Genomic DNA, 19,346 nt, shown 5'->3' with positions numbered 1-19,346 from the left:
CAGTTGATTATTTCCATTTGTATTTATATGGCGGGTATGCTGTTTATCGGTTATTTCGCCTACAGACGGACGTCAAATCTGACGGATTACATGCTCGGGGGGCGTTCTTTAGGCCCTGCCGTCACAGCGCTCAGCGCGGGAGCGGCGGATATGAGCGGATGGCTCTTGATGGGGCTTCCGGGCGCTATGTTCTCGACAGGATTAAGCGGCGCTTGGATTGTGCTCGGGCTTGTGCTCGGGGCGTGGGCGAACTGGCTTTTCGTGGCGCCGAGACTGAGAACGTATACCGAAAAAGCGGGGAATTCCATCACCATTCCGGGTTTCCTTGAAAACCGTTTCGGTGATCATACGAAGCTTCTCAGACTGTTTTCGGGTCTTGTCATTCTCGTCTTTTTCACATTTTACGTATCATCCGGCATGGTATCCGGAGGTGTCTTGTTCAACAGCATTTTAGGGTTGAAGTACCACACGGGGCTGTGGGTCGTGACAGGCGTCGTTGTCGCCTACACCTTGTTCGGAGGCTTTTTGGCGGTAAGCTGGACGGACTTTGTTCAAGGGATCATTATGTTTGCGGCGCTTATTCTTGTGCCGATTGTGACGATTTTCCATACGGGCGGCCCGGGGGAAACCGTTGCCGATATCCGTTCCGTCAACCCGGAACTGTTTAACATGTTCAAAGGGACGACCGTCCTTGGCATTATTTCTTTATTTGCGTGGGGGCTCGGCTATTTCGGGCAGCCGCATATTATTGTGCGTTTTATGGCGATCACGTCTGTGAAAGAAATCAAACGCGCCAGACGGATCGGAATGGGATGGATGATTTTGTCTGCACTAGGAGCGCTGTTTACGGGTCTTGCGGGAATCGCGTATTACCACCAGAACGGACTGAAGCTGGCTGATCCGGAAACCATTTTTATTCAGCTCGGCAACATTCTGTTCCACCCGATTATTACGGGATTTCTCATTTCTGCGATTTTAGCGGCCATTATGAGTACGATTTCGTCTCAGCTGCTCGTTACGTCCAGTTCTTTAGTGGAGGACTTGTATAAGTCCATGTTCAGGCGTTCGGCTTCTGATAAGGAACTCGTATTTTTGGGGAGAATGGCAGTGCTTGCGGTGTCAATCATCGCTTTGGTGCTCGCCTGGGAGAAAAATAACACGATACTTGGTCTTGTCAGCTATGCATGGGCGGGATTCGGCGCTTCATTCGGGCCGGTCGTACTGCTCAGTTTATTTTGGAAACGGATGACGAAATGGGGGGCACTCGCCGGCATGATTGCGGGAGCGATTACCGTAATCATTTGGGCGAATGCCGGTCTTTCAGACTTTTTGTACGAAATCATTCCGGGCTTTGCTGTAAGCCTTGCCGCTGTATTTGTCGTCAGCTTATTGACACAGGCTCCGTCAAAAGATGTCACAGATCAGTTTCATGAGTACCGTGATACACTTTCTCAATAAAAGCAAGGAACGAGAGGAAGAAGGGACCGCCCTTTTTCCTCTTTTCACGATACAGGCTTTCGGATCATGCCGTTTTGGGAATATGTGAATTTTTTTCTATACAAAAAGTCACCCCGCAGAGTATGATAAAGATAAAAAGAGCATAGGAGAAATAGGTATGGAAGAGCTTTTAGAGAGAGTTTTTTCATTTACGGACATTGATAAATTAATTGATTTCATCAGTTATGAATTGCAGAAGCCCGTTATTCTGGAAAGCGCGGATTTCTTTTTGCTTGCCTATAATTCTTATTACATTAATCACTTCGACTCCGCCAACCAGCAGACGATATTTTCAAAAAAATGCCCCGTGCAGATTTTTGAAAGGTTTCTGAAGGACGGGGTGATCGAAAAGCTGAAAACCGTTCCTGAACCGTTCCGTGTCGAAAAAATAGACAGTATCGGACTGAATCAGAGAGTGGTTGTAAGCGCAAAACATAAAGGCGAAGTGATGGGCTACATCTGGATTCAGGAGCTCGACCGAAACTTGACGGACGAGGAGCTCGATTTTTTATATGAAACTTCATTCCATGTCGGAAAAATCATCTATAAAACGAACCGGCTGAAACAGGAAAAAGAAGAGAGAGCGGAAGACCTGGTGAAACGGGCGATCTTTCAGCAATTCTCCTCTGAAAAGGAGTTCAGGCGGGAAGCGGAAAAGATGAACGCCGTGCTGCCGTCGGTTTTTTCGGTAGTCGTCCTGCACGCCGCAAATGGGGATGGGGAGGCAGTCGAAGATGTGAAGGAAAACATCAAATCGTACTTGAATTTGCGGGATAAAGTCAGTCACGTCTTAACCATTGATTCCAATATTGTCATCGTCGTCGCAAGCTTCTCGCAAAAAAGCTCCGGCACTTCGGCAGCATCTGAATTCATCCACAAACTGCTGACTCATTTTCACTTTCAGAAGATCCCCACTCCCATCTATATCGGAATCGGCAATGAATACAGCAGCATCCTGAAGCTCGGCAAAAGTTATATAGAGGCCCTTGAAGTCATAAAGGCCGCCGAAATTACCGGAAACCAGGAAAATATCCCGTACGAATACAGTAAGCTCGGGATTTACCGCTATCTTGAAAGCATCGAAGAAAAAAACGCCTCACTGGAATATGTAAACGATGATTTAGCATTATTAAAAGCCAAAGACAGAGAAAGCAGTACCGAACTGCTGAAAACGTTAGAAATCTATCTCCTCAATAACTGCAAAACAAAACCAGCCGCAGAACAGCTTTTTATTCATCAAAACACATTGAACTACCGTATCAAACAGATTCTTGACATGACATCAATTAATTTAAACGACTTCAGGACAAGGTGCCAGCTGTACCTCGATATCATGCTGATGAAAAAGAGATAAAAAAGAAACCAGTCGCCGTACTGGTTTCAGTTTTAATACCTTCCCGCTTATCAATCTCAGAACCTCACTTCTGAATCACTCCTTTCCCGCAAGAGAGAAATGAATAAACAATGCTCCTCAATATGTGTTATACTTTCATTGATATTGATTCTCAATTAAAAATGTTGAAGTATAGATATAAACGGGAGGCAGAACGATGGCGGAAAATCATGAGGTGTATGACGTCACGATTATAGGCGGAGGCCCGATCGGCCTGTTTGCGGCTTTTTATTGCGGGATGCGCGAGCTGAAAACGAAAGTGATCGAGTTTTTGCCGCGGCTCGGAGGGAAAGTGTCTATGTTTTTCCCTGAAAAAATCATCCGTGATATCGGCGGAATACCCGGGATTGCCGGAGAACAGCTGATTAAGCAGCTGAAGGAACAGGCTGCGACATTTAAGCCGGATATCGTGTTGAATCAGCGGGTGACCGGGTTTGAACGGCTGGAAGACGGAACCATTGTGCTTGAAAGTTCCGATGGGGAAAAGCACTATACGCGCACGGTGATTTTGGCTGTCGGCATGGGGACGCTTGAGGTCAATGAACTTGACAGTGAGGATGCGAGCCGGTATTCAGGAAAGAACCTTCATTATAAGGTGGAGAAGCTTGATGCGTTTCGAGATAAGCATGTCGTGATTTCAGGAGGGGGAGATACCGCGGTTGACTGGGCGAATGAGCTGGAACCGATTGCGGCGTCTGTTACCGTCTTGCACCGCAGGGAGGAGTTCGGCGGTTTGGAAAGCAGCGTGGCGAAAATGAAGCGGTCTTCCGTGCGGGTGCTTGCGCCGTATCGTCTGAAGCATCTCAACGGCATCGGAGAACGGATCGAGAGCGTCACCGTTTGCCAAACTGAGTCCGGACTTTCTGAAGTCATCAAGCTTGATGAGCTCATTATCAACCACGGGTTTAAAATTGATCTCGGTCCGATGAAGGACTGGGGGCTTGAGATTGAAGAAGGCAGGATTAAAGCTGACAGACATATGCGGACGAATCTTCCGGGCGTGTTTGTCGCCGGTGACGCCGCCCATTATGAAAGCAAGCTCAGATTGATTGCAGGCGGTTTCACGGAGGGGCCGACCGCCGTGAACAGCGCCAAAGCCTATTTGGACCCGCAGGCGGATCAGATGGCGATGTATTCGACTCACCATAAAAAATTGGTGACACAATAAAAAAGGGCTGACCCCCGATGTTGAGTCTGGGGGGTCAGAAAAGCATTTCGGCGTATCAGCTGTGAACGAGCATGTCTTTCATTTCATTTCGTATAAACGCAAATAACTGTTCCTGATTTTTCACGGCGGTAAACCCGCAGCCGGCGGGGACGTCTTCGCCCATGCAGATGACGGGAGGGCGGTTTGCTGACGGATCCGGTGATATGCCGATTTGTTTTCCGGCGCTGATCAAATGCTGAGCGGATTCTTTGCCCGTACAGATAATCATTTGCAGAGGAGACTCGCTGATCGTGCGTTCGATCATGGAAGTGAACCGCTCATCTGCGATATGCTCATGGGTGATATAAAACGGGCATGATTTTGAGTCTGACAAGTTTTCTGCTGCTTGACGGCTTCCTACAATGAGTGAATGCGGAGAATCAATTTGACATTCGGATAGGAGAAAGCCCCGTTTTGTCAGTTCCGTCTTTGCGGCCTCAGTCGCTGCATTCAGGCTTGCGGTCACCCGGCGGATGTCGATCTGCTTGAAAGCCAGTGTGTCAAAGAATTCGCATACCGCAAGGCGTGATGTGAAAAATAGTTGTTCAAAGGTGCTGATCTGTTTCAGGATGTTTTCGTTTGCGGGCATTTTTTTAACGATCCGCTTCGGCCATTCAATAACATCGGCGCCATACTCGCGCAGCTTGTCTGTCAATGTATGTTCTTCATCGCCATGAGTGACAACCATGATATGCCGCCCGATGAACGGCTTGCTTTCAAACCAGCTGTGTGTTTGAAAATTGACAATATCACCGATGACGATAATGGCAGGGTTGGTGATGTTTTGGCTTTGAACTTTTTCATGGATATCCTGAAGCGTTCCTTTAACGCTCCGCTGCCGCCCCCACGTCCCCCATTGAATGACGAGTACGGGAACGGAAGGGGATTTTCCGTACTCCGTAAGCTTACGGCATATAAATGACAGATTTTTAACGCCCATATAAAACACAAGCGTTTGAACGCTTCGGGCAAGCCCTTCCCAGTCGAGATTCGGCCTGCCGTGCAATGATGTATCATGAGCGGTGATCATCGCGAAGGACGAAGCGAAATCACGATGGGTGACGGGGACTCCCGCATACAGCGGCGCTGCGATTCCCGAGGTGATGCCGGGCACCATTTCGTAGCGGATGCCGTGCTGATGAAGCGCCTCTGCTTCTTCGCCGACTCTGCCGAACACACTTGGGTCTCCGCCTTTCAAGCGGACGACGGTGTAGCCCTCCGCCGCTTTTTCAATCAGCAGGGCATTTATCTCAGACTGTTTCATAAAATGGCGGTCGGGCAGCTTTCCGCAATAAATGAAGCGGCAGTCCGGTGAGGCATACTCAAGAAACTTTGGGTTTGCGAGCCGGTCATACAAAATAATATCCGCTTTCTCCAGAGCCTGTTTTCCTTTTACGGTGATCAGCCCCGGGTCTCCTGGTCCGGCACCGACAAAATATACGATTCCGTTTTTCATGATGGCGTCATCCCTTCAGCAATTTAAAAAATGAAGGACCACTTGAAAAAGTGATCCGGTCTGATCAATACAGGAGGTATACATTCTCTCCTTCAATCAGTGTTTCGTATGTTTTGACACAGCCATGATCCGGCTCTTGGACTTTTCCGTCTTCTAAGGAGATTTTCCAGTCATGCATCGGGCAGAAGACGTATTCTCCGCTGACGATGCCTTCAGCCAGGACGCCCCCTTTATGGGGACAGCGGTTTTCGACGGCGCGGACGCTCCCGTCAGAAAGCTTAAATACGGCAAGCTCTTTATCTTCTATATATACGGTTTTTCCTAACTCCTCGGGTAATTCGTTTACTTTGCCTATGCAAACCTTTGTCATATCTTTATTCACCATGTCCGTTCCCCCTTACTGTTTTATGAAGTCGTGACGACATTTTCGAATAGATCTTTAGATGCTTTTTTATCTTTAAGGAAGTATTGCCACGGATCTTTGTGGACAGAGAGTGTCTCATTCATTCTGTCGTTGAGCTCCTGCCGTTTTTCCGGATCGTTTAATACGGATTGGACATGAGATAAACCGACGCGCTCAAGCCATGCGGATGTCCGCTCCAGATAGTTTGCCGTTTCTCTGTAGTACTGAAGGTAAGCCCCCGCATATTCTAAGACTTCTTCATTCGTTTTTACTTTCATCAGCAAATCACCGGCGCGCAAATGGGTTCCGCCGTTTCCGCCGACATAAAGCTCCCAGCCTCCGTCGATGCCGACAACGCCAAGGTCCTTAATGCCTGATTCCGCACAGTTCCGCGGGCAGGCGGACACGGCCATTTTGACCTTGTGAGGCGTATTGAGCCCTTCGAATTTTTTCTCAAGCGCAATGCCCAGTGCCATGGAGTCTTGCGTGCCGAAGCGGCAGAATTGTTCGCCTACGCACGTTTTTACCGTGCGGAGTGTTTTTCCGTACGCGTAGCCTGACGGCATATCAAGCTCGGCCCATACTTTCGGCAGGTCTTCTTTTTTGACGCCGATGAGATCAATTCGCTGGCCGCCTGTCATTTTAACGAGCGGGATCTCATATTTGTCGACGACATCGGCGATCTTGCGGAGATCCTGAGAGTTGGTCACGCCGCCGTACATCCGGGGAACGACTGAGTATGTTCCGTCTTTTTGAATATTGGCGTGCATCCGTTCGTTTACAAAACGGGATGTTCTGTCATCCTCGTATGTAGCCGGATTAATCATGCCTAAGTAGTAGTTGAGGGCAGGACGGCATTTGGAGCAGCCCTCCGGCGTTTTCCAGCCGAGCACGTTCATGATTTCTCTTGTATGGGACAGCCCTTTAGCTTTGATTTCTTCTACGACTTCATCTCTCGACAGTGATGTGCAGCCGCAAATCGCTTCTTTTTGCGCGGACGCGTCAAATTCTGAGCCCAGTGTATATTGAAGAATGTCTTCCACGAGCGGTTTACAGCCTCCGCAGGAACGGGATGCCCCGGTGCATGCTTTGATTTCGTCCGTAGATGTGCAGCCTTTTTCCTGAATGGCTTGAATAATCGCGCCTTTTGAAACGCCGTTGCATCCGCAGATGATTTCATCGTCGCTCATCGCCGCGGTCATGCTTGCGCCTGCTTCCTGATCAAGAGGCTGTAAGATTGATATTTTGGAAGTTTCGGAGATATCGGCTTCTTTTTGAATCATAGAAAACAGGCGGCCGCCCTCGCTGCTGTCGCCGAACAAAACAGCACCGACAATTTGATTGCCCCTCAGGACGATTTTTTTATAAATGCCGTCCTGCTCATCGAACACTTTAATCGCTTTTTTGTCCTCTGATTCGTTAAAGTCACCGGCAGAGAAGACTTCGACGCCTGATACCTTTAATTGAGTGGAGAGAACGGAGCCTTCATACGGTTTTGTTTCAATGCCGCAAATATGTTTGGCCAGCACTTTTGCCTGTTCATAGAGCGGCGCCACAAGACCGTATGCGATTCCGCGGTGCTCGGCACATTCACCGACCGCGTAAATGTGCGGAATGTCAGTCTGCATATAATCGTTGACAATGATTCCGCGGTTTACCGGAATGCCGCTTTCTGTGCCAAGCTGTGTATTCGGGCGGATGCCGACCGCCATGACGACCAGGTCAGCTTCGATGCTTGTGCCGTCTTTGAAGCGTACCCCTTCGACACGTTCAGTACCGAGAATTTCTTCGGTTTGCTTTTCAAGGAAAAAGGTCATGCCTTGTTTTTCTAATTCGTTTTGCAGCAGGCGTCCCGCCGCTGCGTCAAGCTGGCGCTCCATCAGGAATGGGGCGAGGTGGATGACAGACACGTCCATTCCGAGATTCAGCAGTCCGCGTGCGGCTTCCAAACCCAGCAGTCCTCCGCCGATGACGGCTGCTTTTTTATATTGTTTTGACGCGGAGAGCATCGTGTCTGTATCTTTTATATCCCGGAATGCCGTGACGCCTTGTTTGTCTGCGCCCGGAATCGGAAGGATAAAAGGGACAGAGCCTGTCGCCAGGATGAGTTCATCGTAAGGCTGGATTCTGTCTGCATCGGTGATGACGGTTTTGTTTTCCGTGTCGACTTTGATGACTGTTTCACCGGTATACAGCTGGATGTTGTTTTCTTTGTACCAGTTCCAATCGTTTAACGTAATGTCTTGAATGTCGGTATCGCCTTGCAGCACTTTTGACAGAAGGATTCGGTTATAGTTGGGATGAGGTTCGGCCCCGAATATTGTAATCTCGAATTCGTCTTTTGAAACACGCAGTATTTCTTCAATCGCTCTTACCCCGGCCATTCCATTTCCAACAAGAACTAGCTGTTTTTTTCCCATCAGATGATCCGCTCCTTATCTTTGTTTTTTTTAGCGTAGCACAGCAAAAACAAATATTTAAGATGCATGTTATGAAATGTAACAAAAAATACTAAAAAATCTAAAAATTTTATGAAAAATTATATAGGGCTGATTCGTACCGCACACATCTTAAAACCGGGCATTTTACAGTCCGGGTCCAAGGCTTCACCAATTAAATCGTTGACGTTTTGCGTGTCAGACCAATGGATGGGAACAAACAACGTGTCTTTTCGTACTTTCTCCGACCATCTGCTCCGGACCGTGATGCTGCCCCGGGGGGATTCTATTTTCACGAGAACACGGTCTTCGATATGATAGTCGGCCGCCGTTTTTGGGTGGATTTCCACAAAGGATTCGAAATGTCTTGCAGCCAGGGCAGAGCTTTTTCTCGTTTGGACACCCGTTAAGTAATGAGACATCACCCTTCCTGTGGTTAAATAAAGCGGATAGCCGGCGCTCGGTTTCTCTTTCGGGACGGCCGGTTCATTTGGAATCACGCTTAATTCAGCTCTGTGATCGGGATGGGCAAATGAGTGCTCAAACAATCGCCCGGTTCCGGGGTGATCCGCTTCAGGACATGGCCACTGAATGCCGCCTTCCCGCCTGAGCCTGTCATAGGTGATGCCAGAGTAATCAGCAATTCCGCCGCGGCTCGCTTCTCTCAGTTCGTTAAAGATTTCTTCCGCCGACGTATAGGGAAAATAATGCCCTTTACCAAGAGCCGAGGCAATGTCACAGATGATCTGCCAATCATGTTTCGCTTCTCCGGGGCAGGTGCGGCTCGCTTCTCTTAATGTCACGCGGCCTTCTACATTTGTCATCGTGCCTTCGTCTTCCAAATAAGAGGAGGCGGGTAAAATCACATCCGCGAATGCCGCGGTCTCAGAAATAAATAAGTCAACTGCGACAAAGAATCTCAGTTTCTTGATTGCCTGCTTGACGAAATTCGCATTTGGGCCGGAAACAGCCGGATTGGAACACATGAGAAACAGTCCTTTGATGTCGCCGCTATCTATTTTTGCTATCATTTCATAGGCTGAGACGCCTTTGCGCGGCAGCTCATCCTGATGAATCCCCCACACCTTCGCAATGTGCGCCCGGTGTTCTTCAATTTCGATAGAACGGTAGCCCGGAAGCTGATCCGCTTTTTGGCCGTGTTCTCTCGCGCCTTGTCCGTTGCCTTGACCGGTAATCGCCCCGTAACCTGAGAAGGGCTTGCCGATTTTTCCGGTGATCAGCACCATATTTAAGAAAGCTTTCACTGCCGCGGTACCGTCAGTCTGCTGTTCGATCCCCCGCGCTGTAAACAGCATGCCGGATGTTTCCTTGGCAAACTTCACGGCGGCCTTTCGTATATACTCCAAAGGAACACTTGTCTGCTCGGAGATCTCTTTCAGATCCAAAGCGTCGGTATGCCGTTTGAGCTTATTGAATCCGTTTGTGCGTGTGCGGATAAAGTCTTTGTCTGTAAGCTGTTCGTCAATGCAGATTTTGACGAGTCCGTTTGCCAGGGCTGCGTCTGTGCCGGGCTTGATTTTCAGGTGAAGATCGGCTATTTTGGTCGTCGCCGTTTCCCGGGGATCAATGGCGATAATGTAAGCCCCGTTTTCTTTCGCTTTATCAAAATACGGCATGATCGTCGGCTGGCATTCGGCGATATTGGTGCCTGCCAGGATGATGACACGTGTATGCGGGATGTCCGATAATGGATTCGTCAGGCCCCTGTCCGCGCCGAATGTCTGGCCGGCCGCCGTTGCTGCGGCAGACATACAGAGCCGCCCGTTGTAATCGATGTATTTCGTCTGTAAGCCGACCCGTGCGAACTTTCCAAGCAGATAGGCTTCTTCATTTGTAATTGAGGCGCTCCCGTAGACAGCCATCGCATCATTGCCGTGTTCGGTTTGGATCAGATTGATTTGTTCCTTAATGCGATTCAGTGCTTCAGCCCAAGAGACAGGCACAAATTCACCGTTTTTTTTAAGCAGGGGGCGTGTAATGCGGGAAGAGTGCACGGCATGCTGATGGGCATTCATGCCTTTTGTACATAAACGGCCATGTGTCGTCGGATTATCAATGCCGATTGCAGTGTATTTCTTCCGTGCCGCGAAGGTTTGTTCCGTAAGCTGCATCTTGCATTGCATGCTGCAGAACGGGCATTGCGTCTCATATGTTTTTTCCGATTGAATATCTTGCAGTTTGTCACGGAAATAACGGAGCATCGGTTCAGTCAAAAAGCTTCATCCTTTCGTATGGCGTTTTCCCGGCAGACAGGTTTTGCAGCAGGGATATGTCTGAACGGAGATTTTTCAGAAGCTGTGTCCGCATATCTTCTTCAAACAGCATTTCTCTGATATGGACGAGGCCGAGTCTGTCAACCCATTGATAAATCGCTTCGTTGTAGTGAGCTGTTTCGCGATAATATTGAATAAGGCCTTTCATCATAGCGGCGGTACTGTCTTCGTTATCCGTCACACAAAAAAGGCTGCCGGCGCGGGCTTGTTTTCCGCGTTCGCCCCCGATATAAATCTCCCAGCAAGTTTGTGTCTGAAGCGCGCCGATATCCTGAATGTAAGCATCGGTGCAATTGTTTTCACATGACAAGCTGACGGATACATAAGCGGGTACGGCAAGCGTGTCGGTATCTCGTTCAATCCTGCTTGCCAGCTCTTGAAAGGAGCGATGCTGTCCGCACGTACATGCTTTGATTTGCATCGTCCAGCGGTGCCGGGGGGAGAAAACCGGCATGTTCAGTGCTTTTCTGATGCTTGCAAGGTCATTTGGCCTGATTCCGGAAAGCCTCAGCCGGTGACTGTCAGTCATCGAAACCTCGGGGATGCCGTATGCTTCGATGACGTTTGCGATGTTTTTGAGCTCTGCCGCACTTGTCAGTCCGCCGTACATTTGCGGAATCAGGGTGCATGTCTCTTCTGCCGATATTTCATTGAACTGCATAAAATCAGGCCGCGTCCTTTCCAAGTAATAGTGAAGCGCCGGAATACAAATGCGGCAGCCGTTTTCTGTTTTCCAGCCGATCACTTCCATCACCTCGGCGGCATCAGTGAACGGACGGCGCCGAAGTTCGGCGATGACTTCTTCTTCTGTCAAATCGGTGCAGCCGCAAAACGAAGGCTGGCGGGAGGGTTTTGTGTAATCATCGCTTGCCATATACTTCAGCAAGTCTTCAACGAGCGGCCTGCATCCTCCGCAAGATCCGGACGCTTTTGTCATGTGCTTCACTTCCTCCGCGGTTTTTAAGCCATATTTGTTCACCGCTTCTTCAATGGAGCCCTTGGTCACTGAGCTGCATTGGCAAATGGTTTCATGGGGAGGCATGGATTCAAAGGATATACCGCCCTGATCCGGTTCCATGAGCTGTTTTTTCACGATGGAAATATCTCTTTGCTTCACAAGACTGTCGAGAAGCCGCTGTTTACCGCGCGTGTCCCCGAATAAAATAAAGCCGGCCGGTTTATCGTCCTCAAAGAGCGCTTTTTTGTAGATGCCTGCATGCTCATCATGGAACAATATGCCGGCTGTGTGCTCATCCTCGTGCACCTTTCCTGCCGACCATACATCAATACCGGCTATTTTTAAGGCTGCAGATTGTGCAAAGCCTTGAAACCCTTCGCACGGGACGCCGCATAGATGCTGCGCGAGCACTTTTCCCTGTTCATAAAGCGGCGCCGCCAATCCGTATACAATCCCGTCATGCTCCGCGCATTCACCGACGGCATACACATTCGGTTTGTTCGTCTGCATGAATTGATTGACGATGATTCCTCGGTTCACTGAAAGTCCGGCAGATGCAGCCAATCGGATATTGGGCCTCACACCGGCGGCCATGACAATCAGGTCTGCTTCTATGGAAGAACCGTCTTTGAAACGGATGCCTTCCGCCCGTGAGTTCCCTGTAATGGATGCCGTGTCTTTCTCTAAAAGAAAGACTAAGCCTTTTCGTTCCAGCTCTTTCTGCAGCAGGCGGGATGCCGTTTGATCAAGCTGTTTTTGCATAATGGCGGAAGAGTGGTGAATGACGCTGACGTCCATGCCGAGCTGCCGTAAGCCGACGGCCGCTTCAAGACCTAATAAACCGGCGCCGATGACCGCCGCCTTTTGATACCGGCCGGCCGCATTGATAAGGGATTGGCAGTCTTCTATTGTCCGAAAGCCGTACACACCTTCTTTATCTGCTCCGGGTATGGGGAGAATATAAGGAGAGGAGCCCGTTGCAAGGATGATTTGATCGTAAGTCATGCTGCGCTTCCGATCCGTTGTGACAACCTGCCGTTCTGTATCAATGTGTACAACCGTTTCTCCTGTGTAAAGCGTAATTCCGTTTTTTTCGTACCATTCGCGGCTATTCAGCGTAATGTCATCAAGCGAAACCTCACCTTGTAAAACGGAGGATAAGAGAATGCGATTGTAATTGGGATGAGGTTCGCTTCCGAAAATGACAATCTCAAACATGTCACGGTTCATCTTTAAAATGTGTTCAATACAGCGGATTCCGGCCATTCCGTTCCCTGCTGCAATTAATCGTTGTTTCTTCATTCGCCAAACCTCCTTTGCAGCTGCCTGTAAGATTGCTTCTCTATGAGAAATTATGGCACATTGCCTGATTAACGCATTAAATGTGTCGCATTATCTTACACATGTCTTTTCCGGTGAATGCCGGTCATATATTCTTGATTCAGCAATTTGAAATGATAGAAGACCGGAAAGGAGAATGTTATGAAGCTGTCGGAATTAAAAACAAGCGGTCATCCGCTCACTCTGCTCTGTTCCTTCTTATATTTTGATGTGAGTTTTATGATTTGGGTAATGCTGGGGGCGCTCGGCGTTTATATTTCTCAGGATTTCGGGTTATCTTCTTTTGAAAAAGGGTTTGTCGTGGCTCTGCCGATCTTATCAGGATCTGTGTTTCGGATCATTTTAGGTGTGTTAACGGACAGGATCGGGCCGAAGAAAACAGCCGTGATCGGGATGCTGATCACGATGATCCCGCTGCTTTGGGGGGCATTCGGCGGCCGTTCTTTGACTGAGCTGTATGCGATCGGCATTCTGCTGGGCGTAGCGGGCGCAAGTTTTGCTGTTGCGCTTCCGATGGCGAGCCGGTGGTATCCGCCTCACTTGCAGGGGCTTGCGATGGGGATAGCAGGTGCCGGCAACAGCGGCACTTTGTTTGCGACATTGTTCGGTCCCCGCCTTGCGGAACAGTTTGGGTGGCACAGTGTAATGGGAATTGCGCTTCTTCCGTTGATGATCGTTTTTATACTGTTTATCGTCATGGCGAAGGACTCTCCTGCACAGCCCGCACCGCAGCCGCTTAAAAACTACCTTCACGTGTTCAGGCAGAAGGAAACATGGTGTTTCTGTCTTCTGTACGGCGTCACTTTCGGAGGTTTTGTGGGATTATCAAGTTTTTTGGCGATTTTTTTCGTTGATCAATATCAATTGTCAAAAATCCATGCCGGTGATTTCGTCACAATATGTGTCGCAGCGGGCAGTTTTTTTCGCCCTGCAGGAGGCTGGATTTCAGACCGTGCGGGAGGTGCGAAAGTTCTGGCTGTACTGTTTGTCATCGCGGCTCTGTGTATGGCGGGAGTCAGCAGCCTGCCTCCGCTTTCAACGGTGATCGTTCTGCTGTTTATCGGAATGATGGCGCTCGGTATGGGCAACGGAGCGGTATTTCAGCTTGTCCCTCAGCACTTTGCAAAAGAAATCGGAATGGTGACGGGAATCGTCGGAGCAGCCGGCGGCATAGGGGGTTTTTTCCTTCCGAATATTTTAGGATCATTGAAGCAGATGACGGGAACATATGCGATCGGTTTTATCTCTTTCTCATGTATCGCATTGCTCGCATTTGTGCTTGTTCTGGCCGCAGGCTATTTTTGGAGAAAAAGCTATGGCACTGAAAACAGTCCTGCGGATGTTTAAGTTTGGGCGGAAGACACGTATGACAGCGTGTCTTTTTTATGATTGATTATTTTTCACTTGATTTTAAACGGAGAATACATCAGAATAAATAGTAACTATTACGATTTATAATAATGTACATCATGGTGATAATAAGGCAGGTGCGGGGTATAAATCGTAATCATTCTATTTTGTCAGGGGGCTATGTTATGAAAAAAATTCCGGTTACAGTATTGAGCGGCTATCTTGGTGCCGGAAAGACGACCGTTTTGAATCATATTTTACAAAACCGCAACGGTTTAAAAATTGCCGTCATCGTCAATGACATGAGCGAAGTAAATATAGACGCGGGCTTGGTGAAGCAGGGAGGCGGCTTGTCAAGGACGGATGAGAAACTCGTAGAATTATCCAACGGCTGTATCTGCTGCACGCTGCGTGAAGATTTATTAGTCGAAGTTGAGAAACTCGCGAAAGACGGCAGATTTGATTATATAGTGATTGAATCAACCGGGATCAGCGAACCGATTCCCGTTGCCCAGACATTTTCTTATATAGATGAAGAAATGGGCATTGATCTGACAACTTTCTGCAGGCTGGACACAATGGTGACCGTGGTGGATGCAAACCGCTTCTGGCATGATTTCCAGTCCGGTGACAGCCTTCTTGACCGGAAGGAAGCGGCGGGAGAAGAGGATGAACGGGTGATTGCCGATTTATTAATTGACCAAATCGAGTTTTGTGATGTGCTCATTTTAAATAAATGCGACATGGTCGGCGAAAAAGAGCTTGAACAGCTGGAAACGGTTCTTCGCGCATTACAGCCCCGTGCCAGACTGATCCGGTCCGTCCGCGGAGAAGTGCCCGCCGAATACATATTGAATACCGGTTTATTTGAGTTTGAGGAAGCGAGTTCATCAGCAGGATGGATAAAGGAGCTGACGGCAGGTCATGAAGCGCACACTCCGGAAACGGAAGAGTACGGCATCACTTCGTTTGTGTACTCGCGGCGTTTGCCGTTTCATACCGTTCGTTTTGACAGCTGGCTGCATCAATCAATGCCTGACAGCATTGTGCGCGCAAAAGGAATTGCTTGGTGCGCAACCCGCAACAGCCTTGCGCTGCTGATGTCTCAGGCGGGTCCGGCGGTTTCGATTGAGCCTGTTTCTTATTGGGTGGCGGCAATGCCGAAACTTGAGCAGGAGCAGATCAAACAGCAGGAACCGGAGATTCTGGAAGATTGGGACGACCAATTCGGAGACCGTCATACGAACCTGGTGTTTATCGGAACAGATTTAGATGAAGCAGCCATTACAAAGGAATTGGATCAGTGCCTGCTCACGCCGTCTGAGTTCGATTCTGATTGGTCGCAGCTTGAAGATCCTTTTCAATGGGATATTCAGCGGGCCGAATAACATACCGGCCAAGTTTAGAAGCAGGTGAAAAGGGAAGGAGTGATGAAAAAGGAGCTGACCAAGTGTGAAAGCACTGACATACCAAGGAAAAGAACATATGGAAGTGAAAGAAGTCCCGGCACCCGCCATTCAAGATGAGAGAGATGTCATCGTTCGAATCACCGCAACCGGGATATGCGGTTCAGACCTTCATTTATATAAAAACGGAATACCCGCCGATCCGGGTTATATCGTCGGGCATGAGCCGATGGGAATCGTTGAAGAAACGGGCAGTCAAGTCAAAAAGCTGAAAAAAGGCGACCGGGTCGTGATTCCTTTTAACATCGGCTGCGGAGAATGTCATTATTGCAAGCACCAGATGGAAAGCCAGTGTGATGAATCTAATCCAAATCCTCATACAGATGCCGGCGGCTTATTCGGTTTTTCGGAGTTTAACGGTAATTATCCCGGCGGGCAGGCTGAATATTTACGTGTTCCTTATGCTGATTTCTCTTCTTTTCTGGTTCCGGCAGACAGTGAGCTTGAAGATGAGCAGGTGCTGCTTCTGTCAGATGTCATGCCGACCGCCTTTTGGAGCGTCCAGCACAGCGGAGTGAAAAAAGGAGATACAGTCGTGATTCTGGGATCAGGTCCGATCGGTTTAATGGCGCAAAAATTCGCGTGGAAAAAAGGAGCAAAGCGGGTTATCGCAGTCGATCAAGTCCCGCATCGCCTTGAACATGCGAGACGCATAAACGGAGCAGAGACCTTCAATTTTTCAGAACATGATGAGATCGGGAAACTGCTGCATGAACAAACGTCAGGGGGCGCGGATGTAGTGATTGATTGTGTTGGAATGGACGGCACGCCGCTTCCAAAAGAAAAAACAGAGCAAAAACCGAATCAGTTCGGAACGATCAGTCCGATTCTTACAGCATCAGAAGCCGTTAAGAAGTTCGGAACCGTGCAGCTCACGGGCGCATACATTTCTGAAGCGGACGGCTTTCCGCTCGGTGATTTTTTCACACGCAACGTTTCTTTGAAAATGGGCCAGGCACCCGTTATTCATCTGATGCCGATGCTGTATCAAATGATCGAACAAAATGAAATTGATCCGACGGATATCATTACACACAAAATGAGTCTTGCGGAAGCTCCTGCTGCATATGATATATTTGACAAAAAAGAAGATGGCAACATTAAAGTGATTTTAAAGCCATAGCGAGGAGAAACACGATGAATATTTACAGACCGGCGGGATTTTGGATCAGATTGGGAGCCGTGGTACTCGACTATTTAATTACTTCAGTGCCTTTGGCGATTATTTTTATGCTGGCAACAGGAAAAGATCCGAATGAGAGCACAATGATCAGCATCATTTTGACTCTTTATGCTATTTTGCTCCCTGTATACTGGAACGGTTATGTTATCGGCAAAAAGATCTGCGGTACCCGCATCGTCAAAAAAGACGGCACTCAGGTAGGCTTTCTCACTATGATTTTGAGAGTGCTTGTGGGCGGCCTGATATATGGCGTGACGTTTGGAATCGGTGTGATCGTGAGCGCATTCATGGTCGGAATGAGAGAAGACAAACGGTCAATCCACGATTTTGTAGCGGGAACGTATGTCACATACGCGCTGCCGGACGAATCGATTGAAAAGAGCGAATAATTTCGCTCTTTTTTTTGCATAAAAAATGGATGAGGGAGCAACATATAACAAACGTTAAAGGAGGAAAGAGTCATGAAAAAAGCTGCATTGTCTTTAGCTGCATTTTTCATTACAGCAATGGTTTTCACAATGCCGGCACACGCCGCCGGAACAAAAATGCCTTCAACAATGTCACTCACGGAACAGCAGAAAAAAGAAATTGAATCACTTGAAAAAGAAGTGCTCGAAAAACGAAAACATGTTATATCCAAATATGTTGAGTACGGGGTCCTGCCGAAAGAAAAAGCAGAACATATTAAACAGCATATGGACAGGCGCTTTAACATGATGAAACAAAATGGGTTTGTCCCGAAGCCTCCGCCTCATAAATTGGAAAAGCGGCATCATCATTCTTAAGCATCCGGCAAGCCGGATGCTTTTTTGTTTTTATCGGGATTGCTCTGAAACGCGTTTCATAACGTATGATATCAATATCATACGCATCAGGAGGATGAGACACATGATACATAAAAAACAGGGCCTGTTCCCTGATACATTTCTATGGGGATCAGCCTCGGCTGCCTATCAGGTTGAAGGAGCATGGAATAAAGACGGTAAAGGACCTTCAGTATGGGACTTATTCACGAAAATACCGGGTAAAACGTTTAAAGGCTCAAATGGCGATACGGCAGTCGGCCATTATGAGCGTTATAAAGAAGATATCGCCTTGATGGCAGAAATGGGTTTGAAAGCTTACCGCTTTTCTGTCAGCTGGCCGAGAATTTTTCCGAATGGCAGAGGGGAAATTAACGAATCAGGGATCGCATTTTACGAAGACCTGATCGATGAATTGATTTCTAACGATATTGAGCCGGTGCTGACTCTTTATCATTGGGACTTGCCTCAGGCGCTGATGGATGAATACGGCGGCTTTGAATCAAGAAAAATTATTGATGATTTTAATGATTACTGCATTGCGTTATACAAAAGATTTGCCGGCAAGGTGAAATACTGGGTCACGTTAAACGAGCAGAATTATAATTTTCATAACGGGTTTATTACAGCTGCACATCCGCCCGGCGTAAAGGACAGAAAACGATTTTATGAAGCGAATCATATCGCATTTTTAGCTAATGCCAAAGCGATTGAATCCTTCAGACAATATGTTCCTGACGGTTTGATCGGCCCGAGCTTCGCTTATTCACCGGCTTATCCGCTTACAAGTCATCCTGAAGACATAACTGCATTTGAAAACGCAGAGGAATTTATGAATCATTGGTGGCTTGATATGTATTGCCGGGGGACTTATCCGCAAATTCCTTTCAATTATTTAAAGGAAAAGGGCTGGGCGCCCGCCATTGAAGCCGGGGATATGGAATTGCTTGCAAAAGGCAAGCCGGATTTTATCGGTGTTAATTATTATCAGACGATTACGTACGAAAGAAATCCTCTTGATGGTGTATCGGAGGGGAAAATGAACACGACTGGTCAGAAAGGGACAAACCAGGATACCGGTATACCAGGTCTGTTTAAAACGAAAAAGAATCCGAACCTTGTGACGAGTAATTGGGATTGGACGATTGACCCGATAGGTCTGCGCATCGGCCTCCGGCGTATAACGAGCCGCTATGAGCTGCCGGTTTTTATAACAGAAAACGGACTGGGGGAATTCGATAAAATAGAAGAAGACGGCTCAATTCAGGATGACTACAGAATTGACTATTTACGCTCCCATCTTGAACAGTGCAGAGAGGCCATTAGTGACGGAGTTCATCTCATCGGCTACTGCAGCTGGTCATTCACGGATCTGTTAAGCTGGCTGAACGGCTATCAAAAACGCTACGGTTTTGTCTATATCAATCGAGATGAAGAAGATGAAAAGGATTTGAAACGGATCAGGAAAAAAAGTTTTTATTGGTACCAGAATGTAATTGAAACAAACGGTAAAAGTTTATAAAAGTTCCCTGAGAGAAATATAATTCTCTCAGGGAT

General features: G+C 48.0%; 14 protein-coding genes. 9 read left to right on the top strand and 5 right to left on the bottom strand.

Features of this window, described 5'->3' with window-relative positions:
• Positions 1–3 precede the first annotated feature (3 nt).
• The 3 genes from putP (at position 4) to ABK447_RS19050 (ending at position 4,058) form a co-directional block, all read left to right on the top strand.
• Complete coding sequence (gene putP / locus ABK447_RS19060) at positions 4–1,458, top strand: sodium/proline symporter PutP (protein WP_015416771.1); 1,455 nt, start codon at positions 4–6, stop codon at positions 1,456–1,458.
• 157 nt (positions 1,459–1,615) lie between these two features.
• On the top strand, positions 1,616–2,851 hold the full coding sequence (locus tag ABK447_RS19055; RefSeq protein ID WP_003156600.1) for a CdaR family transcriptional regulator: 1,236 nt from the start codon (positions 1,616–1,618) through the stop codon (positions 2,849–2,851).
• 196 nt (positions 2,852–3,047) lie between these two features.
• Positions 3,048–4,058 carry an NAD(P)/FAD-dependent oxidoreductase gene (locus tag ABK447_RS19050; protein WP_094031485.1) on the top strand — a complete coding sequence of 337 codons (1,011 nt, stop codon included), beginning with the start codon at positions 3,048–3,050 and terminating at the stop codon, positions 4,056–4,058.
• Positions 4,059–4,113: 55 nt separating this feature from the next.
• Here the strand turns inward: ABK447_RS19050 and cobA are convergent, their stop codons facing one another.
• The 5 genes from cobA to nirB all read right to left on the bottom strand — a co-directional run bounded on the left by cobA (position 4,114) and on the right by nirB (position 12,948).
• On the bottom strand, positions 4,114–5,553 hold the full coding sequence (gene cobA / locus ABK447_RS19045; RefSeq protein ID WP_094031486.1) for a uroporphyrinogen-III C-methyltransferase: 1,440 nt from the start codon (positions 5,551–5,553) through the stop codon (positions 4,114–4,116).
• Between the two features lie 64 nt (positions 5,554–5,617).
• Complete coding sequence (nirD, locus tag ABK447_RS19040; RefSeq protein ID WP_007409365.1) at positions 5,618–5,938, bottom strand: nitrite reductase small subunit NirD; 321 nt, start codon at positions 5,936–5,938, stop codon at positions 5,618–5,620.
• Between the two features lie 20 nt (positions 5,939–5,958).
• The gene (gene nasD / locus ABK447_RS19035; RefSeq protein ID WP_094031487.1) at positions 5,959–8,376 is read right to left on the bottom strand and encodes an NADPH-nitrite reductase; all 2,418 of its coding nucleotides are present in this window, start codon (positions 8,374–8,376) and stop codon (positions 5,959–5,961) included.
• Positions 8,377–8,495: 119 nt separating this feature from the next.
• Positions 8,496–10,628 (bottom strand): molybdopterin oxidoreductase family protein, encoded by a 2,133-nt coding sequence (locus ABK447_RS19030; protein WP_094031488.1) that lies wholly within the window; start codon positions 10,626–10,628, stop codon positions 8,496–8,498.
• Positions 10,621–12,948 (bottom strand): nitrite reductase large subunit NirB, encoded by a 2,328-nt coding sequence (gene nirB / locus ABK447_RS19025; RefSeq protein ID WP_094031489.1) that lies wholly within the window; start codon positions 12,946–12,948, stop codon positions 10,621–10,623. The genes ABK447_RS19030 and nirB overlap by 8 nt, the downstream gene beginning before the upstream one ends.
• A gap of 180 nt (positions 12,949–13,128) precedes the next feature.
• On the opposite strand from nirB, the gene ABK447_RS19020 reads away from it, so the two are divergent.
• From ABK447_RS19020 to ABK447_RS18995, 6 genes are all read left to right on the top strand, one after another.
• Positions 13,129–14,334 carry an MFS transporter gene (locus ABK447_RS19020; RefSeq protein WP_014416869.1) on the top strand — a complete coding sequence of 402 codons (1,206 nt, stop codon included), beginning with the start codon at positions 13,129–13,131 and terminating at the stop codon, positions 14,332–14,334.
• Between the two features lie 188 nt (positions 14,335–14,522).
• The gene (locus ABK447_RS19015) at positions 14,523–15,725 is read left to right on the top strand and encodes a GTP-binding protein (RefSeq protein ID WP_069007411.1); all 1,203 of its coding nucleotides are present in this window, start codon (positions 14,523–14,525) and stop codon (positions 15,723–15,725) included.
• Between the two features lie 64 nt (positions 15,726–15,789).
• The gene (locus ABK447_RS19010; protein ID WP_094031490.1) at positions 15,790–16,926 is read left to right on the top strand and encodes a zinc-dependent alcohol dehydrogenase; all 1,137 of its coding nucleotides are present in this window, start codon (positions 15,790–15,792) and stop codon (positions 16,924–16,926) included.
• Positions 16,927–16,940: 14 nt separating this feature from the next.
• The gene (locus ABK447_RS19005; RefSeq protein ID WP_094031491.1) at positions 16,941–17,375 is read left to right on the top strand and encodes an RDD family protein; all 435 of its coding nucleotides are present in this window, start codon (positions 16,941–16,943) and stop codon (positions 17,373–17,375) included.
• Between the two features lie 117 nt (positions 17,376–17,492).
• Positions 17,493–17,771, top strand: a complete 279-nt coding sequence (locus tag ABK447_RS19000) for a YckD family protein (RefSeq protein WP_263612330.1) — start codon at positions 17,493–17,495, stop codon at positions 17,769–17,771.
• A gap of 103 nt (positions 17,772–17,874) precedes the next feature.
• Entirely contained in the window at positions 17,875–19,311 is a 1,437-nt protein-coding gene (locus ABK447_RS18995; protein WP_076425807.1) for a glycoside hydrolase family 1 protein, read from the top strand.
• Positions 19,312–19,346 lie beyond the last annotated feature (35 nt).

This window comes from Bacillus sp. hwrm1 (assembly GCF_040207805.1).
Taxonomy (GTDB): Bacteria; Bacillota; Bacilli; order Bacillales; family Bacillaceae; genus Bacillus; species Bacillus velezensis.
This window is presented reverse-complemented; position numbering and strand designations above follow the sequence as displayed.

Coding starts and splice junctions, on each gene's coding strand:
- ABK447_RS19005 (WP_094031491.1), top strand. CDS start 16,941: ATGAATATTTACAGACCGGCGGGATTTTGGATCAGATTGGGAGCCGTG.
- ABK447_RS19000 (WP_263612330.1), top strand. CDS start 17,493: ATGGTTTTCACAATGCCGGCACACGCCGCCGGAACAAAAATGCCTTCA.
- nirD (WP_007409365.1), bottom strand. CDS start 5,938: ATGGTGAATAAAGATATGACAAAGGTTTGCATAGGCAAAGTAAACGAA.
- ABK447_RS19015 (WP_069007411.1), top strand. CDS start 14,523: ATGAAAAAAATTCCGGTTACAGTATTGAGCGGCTATCTTGGTGCCGGA.
- nirB (WP_094031489.1), bottom strand. CDS start 12,948: ATGAAGAAACAACGATTAATTGCAGCAGGGAACGGAATGGCCGGAATC.
- ABK447_RS19050 (WP_094031485.1), top strand. CDS start 3,048: ATGGCGGAAAATCATGAGGTGTATGACGTCACGATTATAGGCGGAGGC.
- ABK447_RS19020 (WP_014416869.1), top strand. CDS start 13,129: ATGAAGCTGTCGGAATTAAAAACAAGCGGTCATCCGCTCACTCTGCTC.
- ABK447_RS19055 (WP_003156600.1), top strand. CDS start 1,616: ATGGAAGAGCTTTTAGAGAGAGTTTTTTCATTTACGGACATTGATAAA.
- nasD (WP_094031487.1), bottom strand. CDS start 8,376: ATGGGAAAAAAACAGCTAGTTCTTGTTGGAAATGGAATGGCCGGGGTA.
- cobA (WP_094031486.1), bottom strand. CDS start 5,553: ATGAAAAACGGAATCGTATATTTTGTCGGTGCCGGACCAGGAGACCCG.
- ABK447_RS18995 (WP_076425807.1), top strand. CDS start 17,875: ATGATACATAAAAAACAGGGCCTGTTCCCTGATACATTTCTATGGGGA.